24 protein-coding genes are annotated in these 22,029 nt (G+C 64.7%); 17 read left to right on the plus strand and 7 right to left on the minus strand.

What is annotated here, in order from left to right; all coding sequences use genetic code 11:
* Positions 1-39: 39 nt before the first annotated feature.
* From MWU77_RS00610 to MWU77_RS00635, 6 genes are all read left to right on the plus strand, one after another.
* A complete protein-coding gene (locus MWU77_RS00610) occupies positions 40-540 on the plus strand; it encodes a hypothetical protein (RefSeq protein WP_169688236.1) in 501 nt (166 codons plus the stop codon).
* A gap of 113 nt (positions 541-653) precedes the next feature.
* Positions 654-1,472, plus strand: coding sequence for an SDR family oxidoreductase (locus MWU77_RS00615; RefSeq protein WP_169688456.1), 819 nt, complete (start codon positions 654-656; stop codon positions 1,470-1,472).
* Positions 1,473-1,494: 22 nt separating this feature from the next.
* Complete coding sequence (locus MWU77_RS00620) at positions 1,495-2,718, plus strand: acyl-CoA dehydrogenase family protein (protein WP_247272700.1); 1,224 nt, start codon at positions 1,495-1,497, stop codon at positions 2,716-2,718.
* On the plus strand, positions 2,715-3,497 hold the full coding sequence (locus MWU77_RS00625; protein ID WP_247272701.1) for an SDR family oxidoreductase: 783 nt from the start codon (positions 2,715-2,717) through the stop codon (positions 3,495-3,497). Before MWU77_RS00620 ends, MWU77_RS00625 begins: the two co-directional genes overlap by 4 nt.
* Complete coding sequence (locus tag MWU77_RS00630) at positions 3,490-4,524, plus strand: phosphotransferase family protein (protein WP_247272702.1); 1,035 nt, start codon at positions 3,490-3,492, stop codon at positions 4,522-4,524. The genes MWU77_RS00625 and MWU77_RS00630 overlap by 8 nt, the downstream gene beginning before the upstream one ends.
* A 36-nt stretch (positions 4,525-4,560) precedes the next feature.
* Positions 4,561-5,544, plus strand: coding sequence for an NADPH:quinone oxidoreductase family protein (locus MWU77_RS00635; protein ID WP_247272703.1), 984 nt, complete (start codon positions 4,561-4,563; stop codon positions 5,542-5,544).
* Between the two features lie 63 nt (positions 5,545-5,607).
* Here the strand turns inward: MWU77_RS00635 and MWU77_RS00640 are convergent, their stop codons facing one another.
* A complete protein-coding gene (locus tag MWU77_RS00640; RefSeq protein ID WP_206039906.1) occupies positions 5,608-7,044 on the minus strand; it encodes an MFS transporter in 1,437 nt (478 codons plus the stop codon).
* A 103-nt stretch (positions 7,045-7,147) separates the two neighbouring features.
* Positions 7,148-7,783, minus strand: coding sequence for a TetR/AcrR family transcriptional regulator (locus tag MWU77_RS00645; protein ID WP_247272704.1), 636 nt, complete (start codon positions 7,781-7,783; stop codon positions 7,148-7,150).
* A 124-nt stretch (positions 7,784-7,907) separates the two neighbouring features.
* Between MWU77_RS00645 and MWU77_RS00650 the strand changes: the two genes are divergently transcribed.
* Genes MWU77_RS00650 through MWU77_RS00685 form a run of 8 tightly spaced genes read left to right on the plus strand, consistent with a single transcriptional unit; the run spans position 7,908 to position 15,927 of the window.
* Positions 7,908-8,699: a 3'(2'),5'-bisphosphate nucleotidase CysQ gene (locus tag MWU77_RS00650; protein WP_247272705.1), complete on the plus strand. Its 792-nt coding sequence runs from the start codon at positions 7,908-7,910 to the stop codon at positions 8,697-8,699.
* Positions 8,696-9,616 carry a sulfate adenylyltransferase subunit CysD gene (gene cysD / locus MWU77_RS00655; RefSeq protein WP_247272706.1) on the plus strand — a complete coding sequence of 307 codons (921 nt, stop codon included), beginning with the start codon at positions 8,696-8,698 and terminating at the stop codon, positions 9,614-9,616. The genes MWU77_RS00650 and cysD overlap by 4 nt, the downstream gene beginning before the upstream one ends.
* Positions 9,616-11,517 carry a sulfate adenylyltransferase subunit CysN gene (gene cysN, locus MWU77_RS00660; protein ID WP_247272707.1) on the plus strand — a complete coding sequence of 634 codons (1,902 nt, stop codon included), beginning with the start codon at positions 9,616-9,618 and terminating at the stop codon, positions 11,515-11,517. Before cysD ends, cysN begins: the two co-directional genes overlap by 1 nt.
* 41 nt (positions 11,518-11,558) lie before the next feature.
* On the plus strand, positions 11,559-11,918 hold the full coding sequence (locus MWU77_RS00665) for a nuclear transport factor 2 family protein (protein WP_247272708.1): 360 nt from the start codon (positions 11,559-11,561) through the stop codon (positions 11,916-11,918).
* A complete protein-coding gene (locus MWU77_RS00670) occupies positions 11,915-12,727 on the plus strand; it encodes an SDR family oxidoreductase (protein WP_247272709.1) in 813 nt (270 codons plus the stop codon). The genes MWU77_RS00665 and MWU77_RS00670 overlap by 4 nt, the downstream gene beginning before the upstream one ends.
* A 23-nt stretch (positions 12,728-12,750) precedes the next feature.
* Positions 12,751-13,896 (plus strand): sulfotransferase, encoded by a 1,146-nt coding sequence (locus tag MWU77_RS00675; RefSeq protein ID WP_247272710.1) that lies wholly within the window; start codon positions 12,751-12,753, stop codon positions 13,894-13,896.
* 37 nt (positions 13,897-13,933) lie between these two features.
* Complete coding sequence (locus tag MWU77_RS00680; RefSeq protein ID WP_169688247.1) at positions 13,934-14,995, plus strand: DUF1214 domain-containing protein; 1,062 nt, start codon at positions 13,934-13,936, stop codon at positions 14,993-14,995.
* A gap of 29 nt (positions 14,996-15,024) precedes the next feature.
* Positions 15,025-15,927: a TIGR03619 family F420-dependent LLM class oxidoreductase gene (locus MWU77_RS00685; protein WP_247272711.1), complete on the plus strand. Its 903-nt coding sequence runs from the start codon at positions 15,025-15,027 to the stop codon at positions 15,925-15,927.
* 32 nt (positions 15,928-15,959) lie between these two features.
* Here MWU77_RS00685 and MWU77_RS00690 read toward each other — a convergent pair whose 3' ends face one another.
* The 3 genes from MWU77_RS00690 to MWU77_RS00700 are packed head-to-tail and all read right to left on the minus strand — an operon-like array spanning position 15,960 to position 17,898.
* Positions 15,960-16,955, minus strand: a complete 996-nt coding sequence (locus tag MWU77_RS00690) for a M56 family metallopeptidase (protein ID WP_169688249.1) — start codon at positions 16,953-16,955, stop codon at positions 15,960-15,962.
* Complete coding sequence (locus tag MWU77_RS00695) at positions 16,952-17,302, minus strand: BlaI/MecI/CopY family transcriptional regulator (protein WP_240959134.1); 351 nt, start codon at positions 17,300-17,302, stop codon at positions 16,952-16,954. Before MWU77_RS00695 ends, MWU77_RS00690 begins: the two co-directional genes overlap by 4 nt.
* 32 nt (positions 17,303-17,334) lie before the next feature.
* Positions 17,335-17,898 (minus strand): hypothetical protein, encoded by a 564-nt coding sequence (locus MWU77_RS00700; RefSeq protein WP_169688250.1) that lies wholly within the window; start codon positions 17,896-17,898, stop codon positions 17,335-17,337.
* Between the two features lie 209 nt (positions 17,899-18,107).
* On the opposite strand from MWU77_RS00700, the gene MWU77_RS00705 reads away from it, so the two are divergent.
* Positions 18,108-18,773 (plus strand): thioredoxin domain-containing protein, encoded by a 666-nt coding sequence (locus tag MWU77_RS00705; RefSeq protein ID WP_169688251.1) that lies wholly within the window; start codon positions 18,108-18,110, stop codon positions 18,771-18,773.
* The gene (locus MWU77_RS00710; protein ID WP_247272712.1) at positions 18,773-19,669 is read left to right on the plus strand and encodes a cytochrome c biogenesis CcdA family protein; all 897 of its coding nucleotides are present in this window, start codon (positions 18,773-18,775) and stop codon (positions 19,667-19,669) included. Before MWU77_RS00705 ends, MWU77_RS00710 begins: the two co-directional genes overlap by 1 nt.
* A 47-nt stretch (positions 19,670-19,716) precedes the next feature.
* Here MWU77_RS00710 and MWU77_RS00715 read toward each other — a convergent pair whose 3' ends face one another.
* A complete protein-coding gene (locus MWU77_RS00715) occupies positions 19,717-20,307 on the minus strand; it encodes an ABATE domain-containing protein (protein ID WP_169688253.1) in 591 nt (196 codons plus the stop codon).
* Between the two features lie 95 nt (positions 20,308-20,402).
* Between MWU77_RS00715 and MWU77_RS00720 the strand changes: the two genes are divergently transcribed.
* Entirely contained in the window at positions 20,403-21,467 is a 1,065-nt protein-coding gene (locus tag MWU77_RS00720) for an LLM class flavin-dependent oxidoreductase (RefSeq protein WP_247272713.1), read from the plus strand.
* A gap of 36 nt (positions 21,468-21,503) precedes the next feature.
* Here MWU77_RS00720 and MWU77_RS00725 read toward each other — a convergent pair whose 3' ends face one another.
* Positions 21,504-21,995: an FBP domain-containing protein gene (locus tag MWU77_RS00725; protein ID WP_169688255.1), complete on the minus strand. Its 492-nt coding sequence runs from the start codon at positions 21,993-21,995 to the stop codon at positions 21,504-21,506.
* Between the last annotated feature and the right edge of the window lie 34 nt (positions 21,996-22,029).

Here is a 22,029-nt window from a genome sequence, read left to right on the forward strand (position 1 = left end):
CGCTCCGGTTTCGGCGTGATCCGTCGTAGCATGCGGGGCATGACGACGACACGCATCGCCGCGCTTGCGCTCCTCGCTGCTGCGGCCTGTGGTGCATGTAGCCAGCAAGAAGTATCCGTGACCCGTAACGGCACCACGGTGCCTGAGGTCGCTGTCCCGGTATCGGCGCAGGATGTCGACCCGTGCTCCGCAATTTCTCCCGAGACGCTCGATGCGGTGGGCGCGGGCGATGCGACGCCGCACGAGTTGCTCGCCGAACCCGGGTGCGAGTGGTCCGGGGTGAACTCCTACGTCACTCCTGACGCGACGCTGTGGGTCTCCGGTAGGTCCGAGCCCGACGATGGGTGGGAGCGCACGACCGTTGCGGGCACCGAGGTCGAGATCTGGACTCTCACGCCGGAGATGGGCCGATACATTGCCCGATTCGACGACCTCACACTCTCCCTGAACTACAAGCGCGCTCGAAGTGAGATGCCCGCAGGCGAAGCGCTGGATCTTCTGATGGCAGACGTATTGCGCGCGTACGGTCGCGTCGAATAGGAACTGTTGTCCCGTTGCCTCGTCCTCGGACGGTGCGCCGTGAACGGTTGAAGTTGACGCCGTGTTCAACTTATAGTGCGGTGGACGAGTTGTTCGGCTGCGGGGAGAACGAAGTGGACGTTGCTGGGAAAGTTGCCATCGTGACCGGCGGGGGGAGCGGGATCGGTGACGCCCTCGCAGCCCGGCTCGCGCAGGCAGGAGCGCGCGTCGTGGTTGTCGACCTCGATGCCGCCGCAGCCGAGGAGACGGTCGCGCGGATCCTGGCAGAACACCCCGACAGCGCTGTCGCCGCCGGAGCGGACGTATCCGACGCCGCCGCGATCGCCAGGGTCATCGAGGCCGCCGAAACCCGCTTCGGGCCGGTCGATCTGTATTTCGCGAACGCCGGAATCACCGGCATGCACGGACTCGACCTCGACGACGACCAGTGGGAGAACGTCTTCGACGTCAATCTCCGGGCACACATCCGTGCGGCGAAACTTCTCGTCCCGGGCTGGGTCGAGCGTGGCGAAGGCTACTTCGTGAGCACCGCGTCCGCGGCAGGTCTACTCACCCAGATCGGCGCGGCAGGATATTCCGTCACCAAGCACGCGGCCGTCGGATTCGCAGAATGGCTGTCGGTGACCTACGGCGACCGGGGTGTCCGCGTCAGCTGTATCTGTCCGATGGGTGTCAACACGCCGCTGCTGTACTCCGGCAGCAACTCCGGTGACTCACTCGGCGACCTCGGAACTCGCGCCGTGACGTCTTCCGCGGCGGTGCTCGAACCCGCAGATGTCGCCGAGATCGTGCTCGACGGCATCCGTGAAGAGCGGTTCCTGATCCTTCCGCACCCGGAGGTACTCCAGATGTACCGGAACAAGGGTGCCGATTACGACCGGTGGCTGCGCGGAATGCGGCGCTACCAACGGTCTCTGATGTCCGAGTCCTGATCAACTCTTCGAGGAGCTTGTCGTGTCTCTGTTCGACCTGTCGCCGCGCGCCGAGAAATACCGCGCGGACCTGCTGGAATTCATGGATTCGCACGTCTACCCGGCCGAGGCGGTCTACCACCGTCAGATGGAGGAAGCCGGCGATCCGCACTTCCATCCACCCATCATGGAGGAACTCAAGGCGGAGGCGCGGTCGCGTGGGCTGTGGAACCTCTTCCATCCGCATCCGGAGTGGGGTCCGGGGCTCACCAATCTCGAGTATGCGCCCCTCGCGGAGATCATGGGCCGTAGCCCATTGGCGTCGGAGGCCTGCAACTGCGCCGCCCCGGACACCGGGAACATGGAGGTGTTCACACTCTTCGGAACGGAAGAACACCACGAGAAGTATCTGAAGCCGTTGCTGGACGGCACTATTCGCTCGGCCTTCGCGATGACCGAGCCCGATGTCGCGAGTTCGGACGCCACCAACATCGAGATGTCGATGGTCCGCGACGGCGACGACTATGTCCTCAACGGGCGTAAATGGTTCGCGTCCAACGCGATGCACAAGAACTGCAAGGTGCTCATCGTGATGGGCAAGACCGACCCCACTGCGGCGCCCCACCGCCAGCAGTCGATGATGGTCGTCCCCATCGACGCCCCCGGCGTCACAGTGGTGCGCAACCTACCGGTCTTCGGCTACCACGACCGCGAAGGCCACGCCGAGATCCTGTTCGAGGACGTGCGCGTGCCGTCGAAGGACGTTCTCAAAGGTGAAGGCGAAGGTTTCGCCATCAGCCAGGCGCGTCTCGGCCCCGGCCGGATCCACCACTGCATGCGGGCGATCGGCGTGTCCGAACGCGCACTCGAACTGCTGTGCCGCCGTGCACAATCACGCGTCACCTTCGGCAAGCCCGTCGCCGACAACACCAACATCCAGGACTGGATCGCCGAGGCGCGCATCGAGATCGAGATGATCCGCCTCCTGACCCTCAAGACCGCGTACCTGATGGATACCGTCGGCAACAAGGAAGCGCGAACCGAGATCGCGGCGATCAAGGTTGCGGGACCGAACATCGCGCTGAAGATCGTCGACCGCGCGATCCAGGTGCACGGCGGCGGCGGAGTCACCGACGACTTCCCGCTCGCCATGGCGTACGCGCATCTGCGCACACTGCGCTTGGCGGACGGGCCCGACGAGGTGCACAAGCGCGCGATCGCGAAGCAGGAACTGCGCAGGTACCGAGACCTACGGCCCACTTCATGACGGGGTTCGACCTGACGGGCAAGACCGCGATCATCACCGGTGGCTCCCGCGGTATCGGGCTGGAGACCGCCCGCGGTCTCGCGCACGCGGGAGCGAACGTCGTCGTGACCTCGCGCAGCCAGGAGTCGGCGGACGCCGCCGCAGCCGACATCGGTCCGGCTGCACTCGGTGTGGGAGCACACGCCGTCGACGAGGAGGCTGCGCGCCGATGCATCGACGTCACCCTCGAGGAGTTCGGCCGCATCGACATTCTCGTCAACAACGCCGGGACCAACCCCTCGTACGGTCCGCTGGTCGAACAGGACCACGCGCGATTCGCGAAGACCTTCGACGTGAACGTGTGGGGCCCGGTGTTGTGGTCGTCGTTGGTGGTGAAAGCGTGGATGGGTGATCACGGCGGCAGCATCGTCAACACCGCGTCGATCGGTGGCATGAAGTTCGAAGCGAACATCGGTGTGTACAACGCGTCGAAGGCCGCGCTGATCCACCTCACCAAACAGCTCGCGCTCGAGTTGTCGCCGATGGTCCGCGTCAATGCCGTGGCACCCGGTGTCGTGAGAACCAAGCTGGCCGAAGCACTGTGGAAGGACCACGAGCCCCGGGTCGCGGCCTCCACCCCGCTCGGGCGCATCGGTGAACCTATCGACGTCGCGTCCGCCGTGCACTTTCTCGTATCGGATGCGGCGCAGTGGATCACCGGTGAGGTGATGGTGATCGACGGTGGCCGATTGCTCGGCAACGCGCAGTCGTTCCGGCAGGGAAGTGCACACGATGTCTGACACCGCGGTGGTCGGGATCGAGACCGAAGCAGTCACGACCTGGGTCGAAGGCATCGTGCCGGAATTCGCGGGGCCGCTGACATTCGAGCGGATCGGGCTGGGGCAATCCAACCTGACCTACCTGATCAGCGACGCATCCGGCCGGCGGTGGGTGCTGCGACGGCCGCCCCTGGGTACGCTGCTCGCTTCCGCACACGATGTTGCGCGGGAAGCCCGGATCCTCTCGGCCCTCGAGCACTCGGCCGTTCCGGTACCGCGCGTGCTTGCGGTGACCGACAACCCGGCGGTCATCGATGCGCCGCTCGTCCTGATGGAATTCGTCGACGGGCTCGTCGTCGACCGGATGGCCGTGGCCGAGGAACTCACACCCGGGCAGCGACGGGCGATCGGGATCCGCCTGCCGCGGACACTCGCGGCGATCCACGCCGTCGACCCTGCCGAGGTGGGACTGGCGGATCTCGCGAGCCACAAGCCCTACGCTCAGCGGCAGCTCACCCGCTGGTCGGGCCAATGGGAACGCTCGAAGACACGAGAGATACCCGACCTCGACGACCTCACCCGACGGTTGCTGGCCAACATCCCGGAGCAGCGGGAAGTGACACTCGTGCACGGCGACTTCCACCTGCGGAATCTCATCACCGCACCGGAGAACGGTGATGTACGAGCTGTCCTCGACTGGGAGTTGTCCACGCTCGGAGAACCCCTGGCGGACATGGGAAGCACGCTCGCATATTGGAGCGAGCCGGGTGAGCGCATCTCGGGGGATTTCCCGGCAACCCAGCTGGACGGCTTCCCGAACCGCGCCGAACTCGTGGAGATGTATCTTGCCGAGACCGGCCGGGACCCTGCGGCACTGAAGTTCTGGCATGCGCTCGGCCTGTGGAAAGTGGCCATCATCGCCGAAGGTGTGATGAGACGCGCCCGCGACGACCCGCGCAACAAGGCGGCCGCCAGCACACCCACCGTCGAGCGCATCGATGCACTCGTCGATGCTGCCCGATCGGTGGCCGCCGATGCCGGAATCTGACCGACCGACAACCACTGAACTGAAGGCTGTGATTGCGTGAAAGCTTGGCGTGTACACGAACTCGGTGAGCCTCGAGATGTGCTCCGGTTCGAGGAGATCGACGATCCGGTGGCCGGGACCGGGCAGTTGCTCGTCCGTACCCTGGCGGCGCCCGCGAACTTCCCCGACGTGCTGTTGTGCCGGGGTAAGTACCAGGTGAAGCCATCGCTGCCGTTCACCCCTGGCGTCGAACTGTGCGGCGAGGTGGTTTCCGTCGGAGAGGGCGTCACTAAGTTCTCCGTGGGCGACAGGGTGATCGGGAATCCGAATCTGCCGCTCGGCGCGTTGGCCGAGCGCACTCTGATGGACGAGGTGAACGCATTCGCTGCGCCGGCGTCGCTGGACGATGCCGAGGCATCCGCGCTGTTCATCGGGTATCAGACCGCATGGTTCGCGTTGCATCGCCGAACGCAACTGCGAGAAGGTGAAACGCTTCTCGTGCACGCTGCTGCGGGAGGTGTCGGCAGCGCCGCGGTACAGCTCGGAAAGGCAGCCGGTGCGCGCGTCATCGGTGTGGTGGGTGGGCCCGAGAAGGCCGAGTACTGCACGCGACTCGGCGCTGATCTCGTGATCGACCGCCATACGGACGATTTCGTGCCGCTGGTCAAGGAATTCACCGGCGATAAGGGCGCCGACGTCGTGTTCGATCCCGTGGGCGGCGACGCCTACGCCGGATCGACGAAGTGCATCGCGTTCGAGGGGCGGATCGTGATCATTGGTTTCGCGGGCGGGACCATCCCCACTCCGGGTCTCAATCACGCACTGATCAAGAACTATTCGATCATCGGACTGCACTGGGGTCTCTACAAGGAGCACAACCGCGCGGTGATCGAGGAATGCCACACCGAACTCGCAGCTCTCGCGGCGTCCGGGGCGATCGCACCACTCGTCAGCGAGCGGTTGTCGCTGTCGGAGGTCGCAGACGGAATTGCGCGGTTGGGTGAGGGAACGACCGTGGGCAGGGTCGTGTTCGTGCCCTAGCCGCCACGCGGGGGTGAAGGATCGGCCGACGGTTCGAGACCGTCGGCCGACCCTGTGTGCTCGTCAGTTCTTGGTGTACTTGATTCCGAGCGTGAGCGCGATCGTGATGGCACACAAGACCACGAGCATCGCGCAGACGGCGCCGAGCGCGGCCACCGTCGGGGTCGACGTCCCGGGGACCACCAGGGTGGCGAGCAGGACTGTCGTGATCGACGTACCGACTGCCATCGCGGCGGTGCGCACAACCGACTGGCTTCCGGTGATTTCGCTGGTGTTGTGTTCGGGGACGAACTCGACCAGCAGATTCGGCAGAGCTGTATAGGCGAAGGCCGTCGCGATCGACACGGTGACGACCAGCGCGGTCATGCCGACAACGGAACCGCGGAAGACGAAGAACGCGGCACACGCGATCATGAACAAAGCTGTGCCGAGCAGCAACGACGCCCGCGCGCCGACTGCCGCAGCGATCTTGCCTGCGAGTGGGGTGAAGAGCATTCCGATCATCGCGCCGATGAACGAGAGCATCCCGGCGTGGGTGGCCGAGAGGCCGAGCCCGAACGGCGCCGTGGTCGGAGTCTGCATGATGATCGGGATCAGCATCGTCGTCACGCCGATCGGGCCGACACCCAGCGCGATCGTGGCGAGCATGGTGAACGAGACGTTGCGTTCGGCGAGCAGGCGAAGGTTGATGATCGGGGACGTGCGGCCGAGTTCCCAGCGCACCCACCAGGTGAAGATCGCGATTCCGACCACGAGGAGACCGAGCACTCGGGTATCGCCCCAGCCCCAGGACTTGCCCTGGGTGAGGGCCAGCAGGATGGCGGTCACCGAGATCGCGAGACCGGCCGCGCCGACGAAGTCGACCTGCTGACGTTCGGTGTCGCGATGACGCCACGGCAGCACGGCTTCGACGAGCACGACACACCCGATGGCGTAGACGGCGGTGACGACGAACATGTACCGCCAGTCGCCGAGATCGATGAGCACGCCTGCCACCAGGAGCGAGGCAGCACCTGCAGCAACTGCGGATCCGGCGATCAACGCGACCGCCATCGGCACCTTCTTCGCCGGGAGGTGTTCACGGGCGAGTCCGATACACAGCGGCAGGATCGCACCCGCGACCCCCTGGATCGCGCGTCCGATGATGATCGCCCACAGGGAGCCGAAGGCCATGCTGATGATGGAACCTACCGCCGCACAGATCAGAACGACGATGAGGACGCGTTCGCGGCCGTACATGTCGCCGAGGCGGCCGCACACGGCGGCCGAGGCTGCGGCGACCAGTAGGAACGCCGTCACCGTCCATCCGACCGATGCTGCGTTGGTGTCGAAGACCTGCGTGAAGGTCGGGAGCGCGGCGTACATCATCGAGGTCTCGAACGCGCTGATGATCTCTACCGCGATCAGCACGGACACGATCAACCAGACCGGCCTGGTGCGCTCGTATCGCCGTTGTGCGCGTGTCGACCGGGGCCGATCGGGTATCACCGATGTACTCATGCGAGCTCCTGAATTCCGTGAGGCTTCGAGCAAGCACGGTATGGGTGTGCGCGTGGTCACATCGGCCGGATACCGGTGAGTGGGACGTTCGGCCGAGCAGATGTCAGTTCTGTGTCTGCGAGCTGTCGCCCACGGTGATCGCCCTGGTCAGTGACTCGGCAGCGAATCGGGTGAGTTCTGTGTGGTCGAGTTCGGCTGCCCAGTTGTGGACGATGGTGTCGGCCACGCCCTGGAGGGTGGACAGAACGAAGGGGAGCATCGACGGGTCGTTCCGGAGGACGCGACCTTCGGATTCGGCGGCCTCTGTGAGTGCGGCATGGAGTTCGGAGTTGTACTCTCGCGCCGTCCGCCGCACCTCTCGGACCGATTCACGTTCGGTGCGGTTGTCGCCTTCGATGTCACGCCAGGTGGCGGTGAAGCGGCCGACTCGGCCCCACTGACGCGTGGACTCGGGGAGGACCGCCGCCAGCAGGGCGGCGACTCCCCGGTCGCGGGGAATGGTCGCTACGAACGAACGGGCCTCGATCTGGCTCTCGTTGAGCAATGAGGTGAAGATGTCCTGTTTGTCGGTGAAGTACTGGTAGATCAGTCCGACGCTGGTTCCGGAGCGTTTCGCGACCGAGCGGATCGTCAGCGCTGCGTACCCGCCCTCGTCGAGCAGGGCTGCGGCCGCATCGAGTGTGCGGCGACGCCGGGCCTCCGCGTCTCCGTAAATCGATTTTGTGCTCGATTCGCCCATCGTCCCACCGTAGCCGGGGTGTCGTCATTGCCGATGCCCGCATCGGCGTGGTGTTGCCGAATGAGATCGAACATTGTTCGAAACAGGATTGAACAATGTTCGTTCTGTGGTTAGAGTCTCATTCATGGACCACGGCGCCGTCTCGGCGACACAATCGATTCTTCCCTCCCGGAGCGCCGGCGATGCGCTCGCTGCCTCTGAATTAGCCACTGCAGCAGGGGAATTGCTCCTCGGCCTCCGGCGCGATACCGAGGTTGCGGACGCGGACCCGGATCAGCTCCGGCGGATGGGAGACCTGCGGAGTCACGACTACCTCACCCTCGCACTGGCGGAGAGGTTTCCCGACGACTCGGTGCTCTCGGAAGAGGGTGCCGATGATCATGCGCGGCTCCGAGCGGATCGCGTCTGGATCGTCGACCCGCTCGACGGCACCCGCGAGTTCGGTGAGCACGGCCGCACCGACTGGGCCGTGCACGTCGCCCTTGTCGAGAACGGACTGCTGACGGTCGGAGCGGTCGCGCTGCCCGCCCTCGGGGTCACCTACTCGACGGGTGATACTCCCGCGACCCTCTCGCCGTTACCGCGAACTCCTCGCGTGGCCGTGTCCCGCACCCGCAAACCGGAACCCGTCCTCGCCCTCGCCCGCGCGCTCGGCGGCGAACTCGTGGAGATGGGATCGGCCGGCGCGAAAGCCATGGCCGTCGTGCGCGGCGAGGTCGATATCTATGCCCACACCGGAGGCCAGTTCGAGTGGGATTCGGCGGCACCCGTAGCGGTTGCTCGCGCCGCAGGCCTGCACGTCTCACGGATCGACGGCTCCGAACCCCGCTACAACCAGAAGGACCCTTGGATGCCCGACATGTTGATCTGCCGCCCCGAGTTGGCCGGCCAAGCATTGGAGGTGCTCGGACGATGAGCAGTCCCACCGTCGGTAAGCACCTGACACACCTGGAGCGTCTCGAGGCCGAGAGCATCCACATCATGCGGGAAGCAGTCGCCGAGAGCGAGAACCCGGTGATGCTGTACTCGGTCGGCAAGGACAGCGCGGTGATGCTGCACCTGGCGCGCAAGGCGTTCTACCCGTCACGCCTGCCCTTCCCGCTGCTCCACGTCGACACCACGTGGAAGTTCCGCGAGATGTACAAGCTGCGCGACGAGACCGCTGCCGCAGGCGATCTCGACCTGATCGTCTACCAGAACCCGGAATGTGTCGAGAAGGGCATCAACCCGTTCACGCACGGATCGGCGACCCACACCGACATGTGGAAGACCGAAGGTCTCAAGCAAGCCCTCGACCTCCACAAGTTCGACGCCGCATTCGGTGGGGCCCGCCGCGACGAAGAGAAGTCCCGCGCCAAGGAGCGCGTCTTCTCGATCCGCTCCGCCGAGCACCGCTGGGATCCGAAACAGCAGCGGCCCGAACTGTGGCGCATGTACAACGTCCGCAAATCGCCCGGTGAAACCCTGCGGGTGTTCCCCCTGTCGAACTGGACCGAACTCGATGTGTGGGAATACATCAGGCAGGAGAACATTCCGATCGTTCCGCTCTATTTCGCGGCGAAGCGACCAGTCGTCGAGCGCGACGGCACCCTGATCATGGTCGACGACGACCGGATGCCCCTGCTGCCCGGGGAGGTTCCTGAGCTGAAGAGCGTGCGCTTCCGCACCCTCGGTTGCTACCCGCTCACCGGCGCCGTCGAATCCACGGCCGAGACGTTGACCGACATCATCCAGGAAATGTTGCTGACCACTACCTCCGAGCGCCAGGGTCGCGTGATCGACCACGACTCCAGCGCCTCGATGGAGAAGAAGAAGCAGGAAGGGTACTTCTGATGACTCAGCCTTCGGAGCTGATCACCGACGACATCGAGCAGTACCTCGCGCGGCACGCGAACAAGTCCATGCTCCGCTTCATCACGTGCGGTAGCGTCGACGACGGCAAGTCCACCCTGATCGGCCGCCTGCTCTACGAGTCGAAACTGGTCTTCGAGGATCAGCTTTCCGCACTCGAAGCGGACTCACGCAAGGTCGGCACCCAGGGCGAGGGCCTCGACTTCGCGTTACTCGTCGACGGCTTGGCCGCCGAACGCGAACAGGGCATCACCATCGACGTCGCATACCGCTACTTCTCGACCGAACAGCGCAAGTTCGTCGTCGCGGACACCCCGGGCCACGAGCAATACACCCGCAACATGGTGACCGGGGCTTCCACCGCCGACCTCGCAGTCATCCTCATCGACGCCCGCAAGGGGGTGCTCACCCAGACCCGTCGGCACTCGTACCTCGTCTCACTCCTCGGCATCCGCCACGTGGTGATCGCCGTCAACAAACTCGACCTGGTCGACTACTCACAGGAGGTCTTCGACGACATCTTCGCCGAATACACGAGTTTCGCGAACGAGATCGGGCTCGGAGGCGTCGTCGCGATTCCCATGTCGGCGTACGTCGGTGACAACCTCACCGAACGCAGCTCCAACACACCCTGGTATCAGGGGCCGACGCTGATCGAGCATCTCGAGCACGTCGAGATCGACGACGACCTGCGCAATGGCCCGTTCCGTATGCCGGTGCAGTGGGTCAACCGTCCCAACCTGGACTTCCGTGGCTTCTCCGGCCAGATCGTCGGCGGAACTGTTCGACCGGGCGACCGGTTGCGAGTTCTCCCCAGCGGCAAGGAATCCGCTGTCGCGCGGATCGTCACCATGGACGGAGACCTCGACGAGGCCGTCGCCGGTCAGTCGGTCACCATCACCCTCGCCGACGAGATCGACGTCAGCCGTGGAGATGTGCTTGCCGGAGCGGAGGCGCTGCCCGGTGTGGCCGACCAGTTCGAGGCGCACGTGGTGTGGATGGGCGAACACGAAATGCTGCCCGAGCGTCCCTATGTGTGTCAGATCGGGACGATGACCGTGCAGGCCCGCATCACCAAACCCAAGCACAAGGTCAACGTCAATACCCTCGAGAAGACCGCGACGAACACACTTGCGCTCAATGAGATCGGTGTGTGCAACATCAGCTTCGATCGGCCGGTGCCGTTCGACGCCTATGCTGCGAACCGCGATACCGGCGGATTCATCCTCATCGACCGGCTCACCAACACCACGGTCGGTGCCGGCATGATCGCGCATTCGCTGCGACGGTCCGACAACATCCATTGGCAGGCCGTGGACGTAGACGGTGATGCACGCAGGGCGCTCAACGGTCACGGTTCACACGTGCTGTGGTTCACCGGCCTGTCCGGATCGGGCAAGTCGACGATCGCCAACGATCTCGAGCGCAAGTTGTATGCGTTGGGCTGCCACACCTATCTCCTCGACGGCGACAACATCCGGCATGGACTCGGCCGCGACCTCGGATTCACCGAGGCCGACCGGGTGGAGAACATCAGACGTGTCACCGAGGTCGCCCGGCTGATGGCCGATGCCGGCCTGATCGTCCTGGCGTCGTTCATCTCTCCGTTCCGCGCCGACCGCGATGCGGCACGCGATGTGATCGGCGCGGACCAATTCTGCGAGGTGTTCGTCGACACCCCGATCGACGTCGCCGAGCAGCGGGATCCCAAGGGCCTCTACAAGAAGGCGCGACGCGGCGATCTGACCAACTTCACCGGCGTCGATTCCCCGTACGAGCCGCCGGAGAATCCCGACCTGAGGATCGATACGACCGCGACCTCACCCGAAGACGCGAGCCGGCAGATCATCGAGCTGCTGCGCAGCCGCGGCGCGATCGCCTGAATCGGCTCCCGAAGTACCACCCGTCACGGAAGGAATGTTTCTTGCCCACAAGGGACGAAATCTGTTCGGCACTCGAGTCGTACGTCAAGCACCTGGGAGACCACGATGTGGACCAACTGGTGGCGCTATTCGCAGATGATGCGGTGCAACATGAGCCGCTCGGCGTGCGGACGCACCGCGGCGTCGATGAGATCCGCCAGTTCGGTATCGCAAATGCCAAGGTGGACTTCACGGTGAGCCGCCACTCACCGATCGTCGTCACCGGCCGGTATGCCGCGATGCAGGTACGGGTGGAGCGCGAGGGGATGCCGGCGTTCCTCGCCAGCGACCTCTTCGAGTTCGACGACGACTGCCGAATCGTTTCACTCAGCGTCGTGATCGACCCGCAGGCCCAGGTATGACGGCGGCCGAGCGAGCCGCGACCGCGATGCCGATAATGCTCGAGGGTAAGGTCCTCGTCGTTTCCGGTGTGGGGACGGGGCTCGGACGCTCGGTGGCCGTCCGCGGCGCGCTCGCGGGAGCCCGCGTCGTCCTGGCCGCCCGGACCGAATCGAGGCTGACGGAGGTCGCCGAGGAGATCCGGGATATGGGCGGTACCGCGGTGTCCGTGCCGACAGACCTCACCGACGACGCGTCCGTCACCAATCTCGCCGAGTCGGCACTCGCGGAGTTCGGATTCGTCGACGCGGTAGTGCACAACGCGTTCGTGCAGCCGCCCCATGAGCGTCTGCTCGACACCGAGTTCGAGTCGGTCCGGCGGGGCATGGACATCAACCTGCTCGCGGCACTCAACCTGACCCGGAAATTGGCGCCCGCCCTCGAGAAGTCCCAGGGCTCGGTCGTGATGATCAACTCGATGGTGCTGCGCAACCAGCTGCCGAACTTCGGGGCCTACCGCGTGATGAAGGCCGGGCTGCTAGCCCTCGCCCGAAGCCTCTCGGTGGAGCTCGGTCCTATGGGTGTTCGGGTGAATTCGGTCGCGCCAGGATATATCTGGGCCGAGCGCGTCCAGCGCATGGTCGAGAAGCAGGCGGGGGAGCGTGGCGTAGACCCGTCTGTGGTCTATGACGAGATCGCGGCCGGCACCGATCTGCGCCGGCTACCCGAACCCGATGACATCGCGAACGCTGTGCTGTTCTTCGCATCCGATCTTGCTCGCGCGATCACCGGGCAGTGCCTGGACGTCAATTGCGGTCACGCGCACCACTGATTCACTCTCACAAGGACACAAGAATGACACAGGACTACGCCGGCATCGGTTCCATCGAGGACTTGCGTCACGCCGCGCGCGAGGCCGCCGGATACGACGACTTCGGCAGCGACGACTACCTCGAAGGGCTGCGGGTATTGCTCGAATCGTTCGAGCACGAAGCCGACCTCACTCCCCACGGTAAGGTGATCGCGCGCAAGATGATCATCGCCGCGCTCGCGGGGCGCCTGTCCAGCGAGGCCGGATTTGCGAAATACCCTGAGCACGTAGATGTTCCGATCGAACGCCCGATCTTCGTAGTCGGGTTGACGCGGACCGGCAGCACCGCGTTGCACCGGCTGCTCGGTGCTGACCCGGCGCATCAGGGTGCCGAGATGTGGCTCGCCGAGACCCCTCAGCCGCGTCCGCCTCGCGACAAGTGGTCGGAGAACGAGGATTACCTGCGCTCCGACGCCTTCTACCGGGCTCGCCAACGCAACGAGGCGGACCTGATGAAGGTTCATTTCATGGGGTCTGAAGAGGTCGAGGAATGCTGGCGTCTGCTTCAGCAGACGATGCTTTCGACCGCATTCGAGACCGTCGCATACGTACCGAGCTACACCAAGTGGCTCGCGGAGCAGGACTGGACCGAAACGTATGCGCGGCACAAGAAGAACCTGCAGTTGATCGGGCTGCACGACGCGGACCGGCGGTGGGTACTCAAGAGCCCGAGCCATGTCTTCGCGATCGATGAGATCATGTCCGTGTACCCCGATGCGCTGTTCGTTCGCACCTTCCGGGACCCGCTGACGTCGATGGCGTCCACATTCAGCCTTGCAGAGCAGGGCGGCCACGACATGTCGAAGGCCTTCGACCGGCCGGCCATCGGGCGCACCCAACTGGACCTGTGGGCGCGCGGAAACGCGAACTTCAACAGTGCCCGTACCCGTTACAACCCCGATCAGTTCATCGACGTCGACTACAAGGAGTTCATCTCCGACGCGGTCGGCACCGTCGAGAAGATCTATTCGCAATTCGCCATGCCCTTCACGGACGTGGCTCGATCTGCGGTGGAGGCATCGCACCAGGCGAGCCTCGCCAGCCATCGCCGTCCGTCGCACCGCTATTCGCTCGAGGAGTTCGGCGTGAGCGCAGCCGACGTCGAGGCGAAGTTTGCCCCCACGGCATGAACGTATTCGACACATCGATCAGAATAGGAATAGTCGTATGAACCCCACTTGGGAGAAGTTCTGCACAGATCTGCTCGACGTCGGGAAGATCCTCGAGGACGACATCGTTCCACAGGATTCACTGACTCAGGCGGAGGGCGTCCGCTATCTGAGCCGGTTGCTCCGATACGCCACCATCAACTGCGTCGAATACACCGATCCGCGGTGGCCGCAATTCACGTCGGCCCCGAACCCGAACATGATGACGAAGATCGGCGCCGACAATCCCGACAACCTGTACATGCGGGCGAACATCTCCGGTAGGTACACCTACCGGATCACCGGCACACGGGGGACCGTGCCGCTCGTGACGTTCGGGTCGCGGGTCAACCGCTACCACATCGACGGTTCCATGCTGCAGACCGGCGACCTGCACGGTCATGACCTCGACGTCGACGAACACGGCCGATTCACGTTCATCGCGAGCGTCGACGAGCCCGCGGAAGGGTCGTGGCTGCCGCTGGCCCCGGACAGCAACCTCATCTCCATCCGGCAGACCTACCGAGACCGGCGCAGCGAGGTTCCCGCCGAACTGTCCATCGAATGTCTGAACCCCGACGGTGAATTCGTGCCGTTGAGTTCCGTGGAGATGGCCGACCGCCTCGGGAAGGCGATCGGGATGGTCCGGGGCTCCGCGAACACATTCCTCGAGTGGTCGCGCAAATTCCAGCCGCAGCCCAACGAGATCTTCGACCGCGGCCAGGAGCAGTTCCAGAACGCCGGCGGCGACCCCACGATCTTCTATCTGCACGGGTACTGGAAGCTCGCCGCCGATGAGGCCTGGGTGATCGAGACCGAGGTGCCGAACTGCGAGTACTTCAACTTCGTGCTGCAGAATTTCTGGGTCGAGTCGCTCGACTACAACCGGACCAACATCTACATCAACAATCACACCGCGAAACTGAATGACGACGGCACGCTGACCATCGTCGTCGCCGCAAAGGATCCCGGCTACGGAAACTGGATCGATACCGACTCGCACGCCGAGGGCACATGGGCAATGCGCTGGATCAAGGCCGATTCTCATCCGATCCCGACATCGCGTGTGGTCAAGCTGTGAGCTTGGTGTCCACGAAGAGATCAGGGCCCATGAAATGGGCACTGCCCGCGGCGATGATCGAAGCGGGCGACCTGCCGGAGTTCGCCCGCGTCGCCGACGAATGCGGCTACGACGCGATTGCCTTGCCCGACTCGGTGTTCTACCCCGAGACGGTCTCGGCCGATTATCCGTATTCACCCGATGGTAAGAGGATGTGGGCTCCCGAGACACCGATGCCGGATCCCTTCATCGCGATGACCGCGATGGCTGCCGTCACGCAGCGTGTGCGGTTCTACACGAACGTGCTGAAGTTGCCGCTGCGCGATCCGTTGCTCACTGCCAAGCAGGTGGCGACGATGGCGGTGATGTCGGGGAACCGCATCGCCGTCGGGGTCGGATTGTCATGGATACCCGAGGAATTCGAGTTCACCGGCACCGAGATGCGCACTCGTGGTGCTCGCACCGACGAAGCCATCGCGATCGTGAAGGCGGTGTGTTCCGGCGAAGGTCCACAGTGGGTCGAATTCCATGGTAAGCACTACGAATTCGACCGCCTCATGATCAGCCCCGCGCCCGATCGGCCTGTTCCGATCTACGGTGGAGGGCACAGTGAGGCAGCTCTGCGGCGTGCGGCGCGACTGGGCGACGGCTGGATCTCGGTCAACACCGATGTCGCGCAGCTGACGTCGGCGATCGGGCGGCTGTCGGAGCTGCGTTCCGAATTCGGCCGCGCGGATGTTCCGTTCGAGATCGATGTATCGCCCACCGATGTCTCCGACGTCGACGGGTACCGTCGTTTGGCCGGCCTCGGGGTCACCCGGGTGCGAGTGGCGCCGTGGCGCATGTACGGCGTCGACCCGTCCGATCCGCAGGCCCGGCTCGACGCCATTCGCCGGTTCGCGGACGACGTGATCTTCCCTCACGCTTCGGCTGCGATCAGTTCGCTCTCGTAGGTGCCGGTGCAGTCGTCGGCGCCATGACGGGGCTATGTGGACAGGCCGCAGCCCGCAAGGGCCACACGGAGGTACGGCCCGTGTACGGCAGCCGCGACGATCGCGAACAGAGCCAGTTGGATGCCCAACACCGACATCGGGACCACGGCAGAACGAATGGGGGCCGGCGCCACGATGTGCCCGATCCGGTCGGGACCCGTCGCATGCAGCACCGTACCGGCGATCGGGTATCCCGACGGGTCGCTCAGATCACTGTCCGGGGCACCGAGCTCGAGTAGCGCACTCGCGAGCGCGGGTGTCCCGGCGTGACTGCGTGCCGCGTTGTCCGCAGCAATCTCCAGATAGTGCGGCACGGCATCGACAATCGCTGATATCAACGGCACCCGCCGCAACGGCCAGGCCACGGTGTCGAGGACGGTCAGGACAAGGTGATGGCGTTGTCGCAGATGAGCGTGCTCGTGCGCGAGAACTGCCGCGAGCTCGTCGGGCTCGAGCGCTTCGCACAGTGCGTCGGAGACGACGATGCCGCCCGAGCGCGGCGGCAGGGAAAACGCGAGCCGGCGCTGATCGTGAAGCAACAGCACGCGATATCCGTCTATATATGTGCTGCGAGCCCGATCGGACACAGAGTGGGCGGCAGAGCGGGTGGCGCGGACGCGGCGCATCCACCGAGGTACGCCTACACCGATGAGCGTGAGCAGCGCCAGCGCCGGAAGAAACAGGAGCAGCAGCACGGGAAACGCTGTGTCCACCGTGGCCGCGGCGAACGGGTTCGCGGCATCGAGACACTGCTGACAGACATCGGCCAGAGGTGTGGGCAGAAGGCTCGGCCCGGTGACCAGCCAGGCTGTCATCAGGCTGAGCGATGCCACTGCCGGCAACCACAGCAGCAGACCGCCGGTCAGAAGGAGGATCGCCGTGCGCGGAATACGCATCAGCAGCGGCGCAGCGGCACGGATGAGACCCGGCCCACCCAGCGAGGCGGCGATCAGGACGAGGGCGACCAGCGCCGGCCCGATCGCGTTCATCGGTGATCTCCGCGCTGCGCAAGGTAGTCGCGCAGCCGTTGCGCGTCGTCCGGATCGATCGCGTCGAGGAAGTGCACGATCGATGCGACGCGGTCGTTGCTCGTCGACAGTGCCTGCTCCATGAGCTGGGCTGCGTGCACCTCGCGCGTGTGGCACGGCGTGTAGAACGCGGACCGACCCTGCTTCTCCGAGCGGACGAGGCGTTTGCGCTCGAGGTTGGTCATGACCGTGGCGATCGTGGTGTACGCCAAGTTGTCTCCCAGACGGATGATCACCTGCCGGATCGTGGACGGCCCCTGGTCCCACAGCACATCCATGACCTGCTGTTCGAGCGCGCCCAGTCGCATCGGTTCAGTGGATCGCCCTCGGTCGCCGGACATCATGACGTCGCCACTTTCTCTGTAGTGGGGATGGGACATGCGACCTGACCTCGTAAGCGCCAGAGCACCGCGAGAGCGGACAGTACCAGCGCGGTGATCGCCAGCACCGGCTGGAGAGGCGCGAACCAGGTCAGCGCCCCGGTGTATCCGAGGGCGAGAAGCGCGATCTTGTTGCAGACGGGGCAGCCCACCGCGAACCAGGCCAGGACTCCGGCGGCGCCGCCGAGCCGGCCGCTGGATCGGTCCGAACCCTTGTTGCCGGTCGCATGCTCCGGCGCGTGCTCGTCGGGGGCGCTCCCGACGGGGTGCACGTAGGTGGCGATGAGGATCCCGGCCAGGATCGACGTGACGAGCCAGGCCGGGTAGTTCCATGGCACTGGTGGAATTTCGCGTGTGAAAACGGGATTCGGGATCAGGACGGTGGCCACACCGACGACTGCGCCGACAGATGTGGCCGCCACGGCTGCTGTGATCATCTGCCGGGGACCCCATGTGCGCAGAGCGCGGACGGCGAGATCGAGCGACAACTTCTGCCGGTTCGTCCAACAGGTGAGGCGACTCATGGTTCTACTATGCCCGATAGTTGACTATCTTGCATAGTCGACTACCTTGCATAGTAGGTCCGGGTTTCGGTCTCGTCTCTGCCACACGGCACGTAGAACGCCCTTGTCTCGGTTCCGCCTCAGAGCGCTCACGCCTCGTCCCTCGATCGGTTAGGAGCAAGACGATCTCCGAGCAGACCACTTCCACTCGTCCACTTCCCTGGAAGCTCATGGGCATCGGTGCGATCGTTGTTGCGCTGTTGGCCATCGGTGTCGCAATCGGCTCGCAGACGAACAACGGTGATTCGGCCACGACCTCGAACTCGGCCGACGAGTCGAGTCGACTGTCCGACCTCGCCCGCCGTGACGCGGCCGATGCCTTCGCGATCGGCGACGTCGACGCTCCAGTCGTGATCATCGAATACGCGGATTTCACGTGCCCGTACTGCGGAGTCTTCGCGGTCGAGACGTTCCCGACCCTGTTCGAGAAGTACATCGAACCCGGTCACGTCCGCTTCGAGTGGAGAGACACTCCCATTCTCACCGACCACTCCGAGAGCACTGCGATCGCGGGACGTGCAGCGGCGGAGCAGAACCTGTTTTGGGAGTTCAACCACGAGATATTCGTGCATACGGTTGCCGGGTCGAAGGACTACAACCGTGACACGCTGATCGGCCTCGCCGGCCGAGTGGACGGACTCGACGTCGCCGAGTTCACCACGGCGCTCGACGATCCCGCGCTCGCGGACGCGGTCCGACGAGAAGGAGCTGAGTCCCGGTCCCTCGGCGTGACCGCGACACCGACGTTCATCGTCGGCGACGAAGTCCTGCAGGGAGCGCAACCCGTGTACATGTTCGAGCAGATCCTCGATTCGCAGCTTGCAGAGGACAATTGATGGACATCGGATACCTCGGCGCGTTTCTCGGTGGTGTGCTCAGCTTGTTGTCGCCGTGCTCGGTGATGCTGTTGCCGGCATTCTTCGCCTATGCGTTCTCGCATCCGGCCACCCTTGTCGCACGCACCGGTGTGTTCTATCTGGGCTTGATCACGACACTCGTCCCGCTGGGCGTGTTCGCCGGTACCGCCGGGGCATTCCTCAACGACAACCGCGGGCTGCTGCTCACGGCCGTTGCCGCTGTGGTGATCGTCTTCGGTCTCGTGCAGCTGGCAGGAATTCCGATCCCGGGGTTGTCTCGCAGTGGGCAGGCCGGGGACGCCGGACGTGCATGGACCGTCTTCATTCTGGGCACCGGGTACGGAGTTGCCGGAGTGTGCACCGGCCCGATCCTCGGTTCGGTTCTGATGGTTGCCGCTGTGGGGGCGAATCCCGTCTACGGGGGCATTCTGCTCGCGATCTATGCGGCCGGTATGGCGTTGCCGTTGCTGCTGCTGGCACTTGTCTGGAAACGATGGTCGGGCAAACTGCGTGTACTTCTGACTCCGCGTGAACTCACCGTCGGGCGCTGGAGCAACAGTTGGCACGCGATCATCGCCGGGACGTTGTCCATTGTGCTCGGTGGGTTGCTGCTCGTCGTTGCCCGTGATCCCGAGGCGGGAGGTCTGCTGCCCATCGCCGTCCAGTACCGGATCGAGACGGGGGCTGCCGATTTCGGGAGGAGCGTGTCGAACATCGTCGTTGTCGCTGTGTCTGCGGTCGTCGCGGTGATCGGTACGGCAGTGTGGTCGTTTCGGCGCACCGGGAGAAGTGCATCCGGTTCCCCCGACTCGCACGCTGCGCGTGCCTCCGACTCCGATGGCTCCGTGAGTTTTCCGGGGACGCCGCGACGATGAGCGACCACAGCTGGGCAATTCCGCCGCGGAATCTCGGTCGCTGCAGTTCACTCCACGGTGATTCGGTCCTGCTTGCGGGCGTAGGCCCGTGCGGCACGGACGCGGTCGCCGCACCGAGTGGAGCACCAATGCCTCCGAGCATGGGTGCGCAGCATGAAGCGGTCACACGGTGATGCTTCGCACTGGGAGATCAGGGCTGCCCGCTCACCGGTGAGTAGCGCGGCAGCATCCTCGGCAACCTGGGCCATCGCATGCTCGACGAGTTGCGTCACCGGATGCTCCGGGACACGGTGGAAACCGTGGTTGGAGTCGTACCGCAACAACGGGGCGCTGGGCACTTTCGTCAGTGCCCGATTGACGCCGTCCACGGCACTTTCCGGGGGAGTGTGGCCCCGGACGTGCGCGGCGAAGACCGAACGCAGATCATCCCGCAGGCCGGTGAGTTGATTCTGACAGTACGTCAGTAGGGCGGTCCCTTCGGGAGCAAGTCCGTGGGCGACCAGCCACGCGGTGGCGTCTTCGGGAGAACCCAGTTCGTCCGTCCCGCGTCCCCCGGGGAGGCTCACCGTGCTGTTGGCCAACGCGAGACTGACATGGTCGTCGGTTCCCGGCGCCGGCGGGAGTGGGCTCCTTGTCACGCTTATCACGGTATCACTCGAATTTTTCCGTGACTTCACTGGTAGCATCGAATCACGCCAACATAATCACTTAACCGTGAGAATCGAGACGATGCATGATCCCGCTTCCCCCCTCCGGCACCGCCCCGTTCGCCCTGTCCGTCCTCGACAACGCGCACACCGCCGTCGGTCGGACAGCCCAGGAATCCTTCTCGGAAATCATCACGCTGGCCCAGCTTGCAGAACGCCGCGGATATCAACGGTTCTGGATGTCCGAGCACCATGCGATGCCCGCTGCAGCGACCTCATCGCCCCAGATGATGTTGTCCCGGTTGACCGGCGAGACCCAACGCATCCGTCTCGGTGCAGGGGGGATCATGCTCCCCAACCACCCGCCCTTGGTGATAGCCGAGCAGTTCGGCATGCTCGAGGCGCTTGCTCCCGGCCGCATCGACCTGGGGCTGGGGCGAGCACCCGGCACAGACGCACCGACCGCTGCGGCACTGCGCCGCGGCCGAAGCGCGAACGACGAATTCCCCCAACAAGTTCTGGAACTACTCGGTTTCCTGGGCGACGATTTCCCGCAGGATCACCCGTATCGGAACGTGCACGCCGTGCCCGGACCGTGGCAAGCCGAGCAGAATCGGGTATCGCGCCCGACGAGTCCACAGGTCTGGATTCTGGGTTCCTCACCGTATTCGGCTCAATTGGCGGGCCGGCTCGGACGGCCGTATGCCTTCGCGCTGCAGTTCGGCGATGCCGACATCGTCTCCGCCATGCGCTTGTACCGGGAAAGCTTCCGTCCATCCGAAATGCTGGATGAACCCCACAGTCTCGTCAGCGTCGGGGTGGTTGCGCACGACGATCCCGAGGAAGCCCGCCGTCAGTCGGCATCCGCAGCCATGGCGATGCTCAGAATGCTCCAGCGCAAGACCTACTCGTTGCTCCCGCCCGAGGAAGTCGAGGCCTACCCCGCCACGCCGCAGGAGCAACACATCCTCGACGCATACACGCAGCGCTTCGTTCACGGCACCGGCGCCGAGGTCGCCGACGTTCTCGAACACCTGCACGCGCAGACGAGCGTCGACGAAGTGATGCTCGTCGTCATGGGCTATTCACGCCGGGTACAGGCGCGCACGGTGGAGTTGATCGCCGACCACTACGAACTGCCGGAGCTCTGACAGACAATGGGGGCCGCGTCACACGCTTCGGGCTCGTCAGGAGGAGCCGACGCGGGCGATGAACGCGTCCAGGTTGGACCGGACGCGTTCGATCCGGTCGTCGACGGCAGTGTCGTCGCGGTAGAGGCGGCCCCCGCTCGGGGTCTTCTTGCGGCGAGCGTAGAGCGAGCAGTCGAGGTCGGCGCACATGTAGGTGCCGATCGTGTTGCCCCGGCGCCCGGCGTCGCCGGTCTTGCGTGCCGCCATGAGGTGTACGCCCCCGTTGGGGTGGGTGGTCTGGCAGATCGAACACATCTGCGCGGGGCGACGGCCACCGGACTCGTGTCGCAGTGCAACACCGACCAGGCGGTCGCCCTGCTCGGTCACCACGTAGCAGCGACCGGGATACGACGGATCGGTCCAGCCGAGAAAATCGAGGTCCTCCCAGGGCAGACCGGCGAGGTCGGCGGGGACGGACAGGCGCTTCGCGTCACCTTTCGAGCAATTGATGAACGACGACCTGATATCGCGTTCGGTGACCGGCAGCATGATCTGCCTCCTCGTAGAGCCGGGTATGACGTGC

It is taken from the genome of Rhodococcus sp. F64268 (genome assembly GCF_023015605.1).
Taxonomy (GTDB): domain Bacteria; phylum Actinomycetota; class Actinomycetes; order Mycobacteriales; family Mycobacteriaceae; genus Rhodococcus.

Coding starts and splice junctions, on each gene's coding strand:
- cysN (WP_247272707.1), top strand. CDS start 9,616: ATGACTCAGCCTTCGGAGCTGATCACCGACGACATCGAGCAGTACCTC.
- MWU77_RS00680 (WP_169688247.1), top strand. CDS start 13,934: ATGAACCCCACTTGGGAGAAGTTCTGCACAGATCTGCTCGACGTCGGG.
- MWU77_RS00720 (WP_247272713.1), top strand. CDS start 20,403: ATGATCCCGCTTCCCCCCTCCGGCACCGCCCCGTTCGCCCTGTCCGTC.
- MWU77_RS00625 (WP_247272701.1), top strand. CDS start 2,715: ATGACGGGGTTCGACCTGACGGGCAAGACCGCGATCATCACCGGTGGC.
- cysD (WP_247272706.1), top strand. CDS start 8,696: ATGAGCAGTCCCACCGTCGGTAAGCACCTGACACACCTGGAGCGTCTC.
- MWU77_RS00695 (WP_240959134.1), bottom strand. CDS start 17,302: ATGCGACTGGGCGCGCTCGAACAGCAGGTCATGGATGTGCTGTGGGAC.
- MWU77_RS00710 (WP_247272712.1), top strand. CDS start 18,773: ATGGACATCGGATACCTCGGCGCGTTTCTCGGTGGTGTGCTCAGCTTG.
- MWU77_RS00705 (WP_169688251.1), top strand. CDS start 18,108: ATGGGCATCGGTGCGATCGTTGTTGCGCTGTTGGCCATCGGTGTCGCA.
- MWU77_RS00685 (WP_247272711.1), top strand. CDS start 15,025: ATGAAATGGGCACTGCCCGCGGCGATGATCGAAGCGGGCGACCTGCCG.
- MWU77_RS00630 (WP_247272702.1), top strand. CDS start 3,490: ATGTCTGACACCGCGGTGGTCGGGATCGAGACCGAAGCAGTCACGACC.
- MWU77_RS00610 (WP_169688236.1), top strand. CDS start 40: ATGACGACGACACGCATCGCCGCGCTTGCGCTCCTCGCTGCTGCGGCC.
- MWU77_RS00725 (WP_169688255.1), bottom strand. CDS start 21,995: ATGCTGCCGGTCACCGAACGCGATATCAGGTCGTCGTTCATCAATTGC.
- MWU77_RS00640 (WP_206039906.1), bottom strand. CDS start 7,044: ATGAGTACATCGGTGATACCCGATCGGCCCCGGTCGACACGCGCACAA.
- MWU77_RS00650 (WP_247272705.1), top strand. CDS start 7,908: ATGGACCACGGCGCCGTCTCGGCGACACAATCGATTCTTCCCTCCCGG.
- MWU77_RS00700 (WP_169688250.1), bottom strand. CDS start 17,898: ATGAGTCGCCTCACCTGTTGGACGAACCGGCAGAAGTTGTCGCTCGAT.
- MWU77_RS00675 (WP_247272710.1), top strand. CDS start 12,751: ATGACACAGGACTACGCCGGCATCGGTTCCATCGAGGACTTGCGTCAC.
- MWU77_RS00670 (WP_247272709.1), top strand. CDS start 11,915: ATGACGGCGGCCGAGCGAGCCGCGACCGCGATGCCGATAATGCTCGAG.
- MWU77_RS00690 (WP_169688249.1), bottom strand. CDS start 16,955: ATGAACGCGATCGGGCCGGCGCTGGTCGCCCTCGTCCTGATCGCCGCC.
- MWU77_RS00645 (WP_247272704.1), bottom strand. CDS start 7,783: ATGGGCGAATCGAGCACAAAATCGATTTACGGAGACGCGGAGGCCCGG.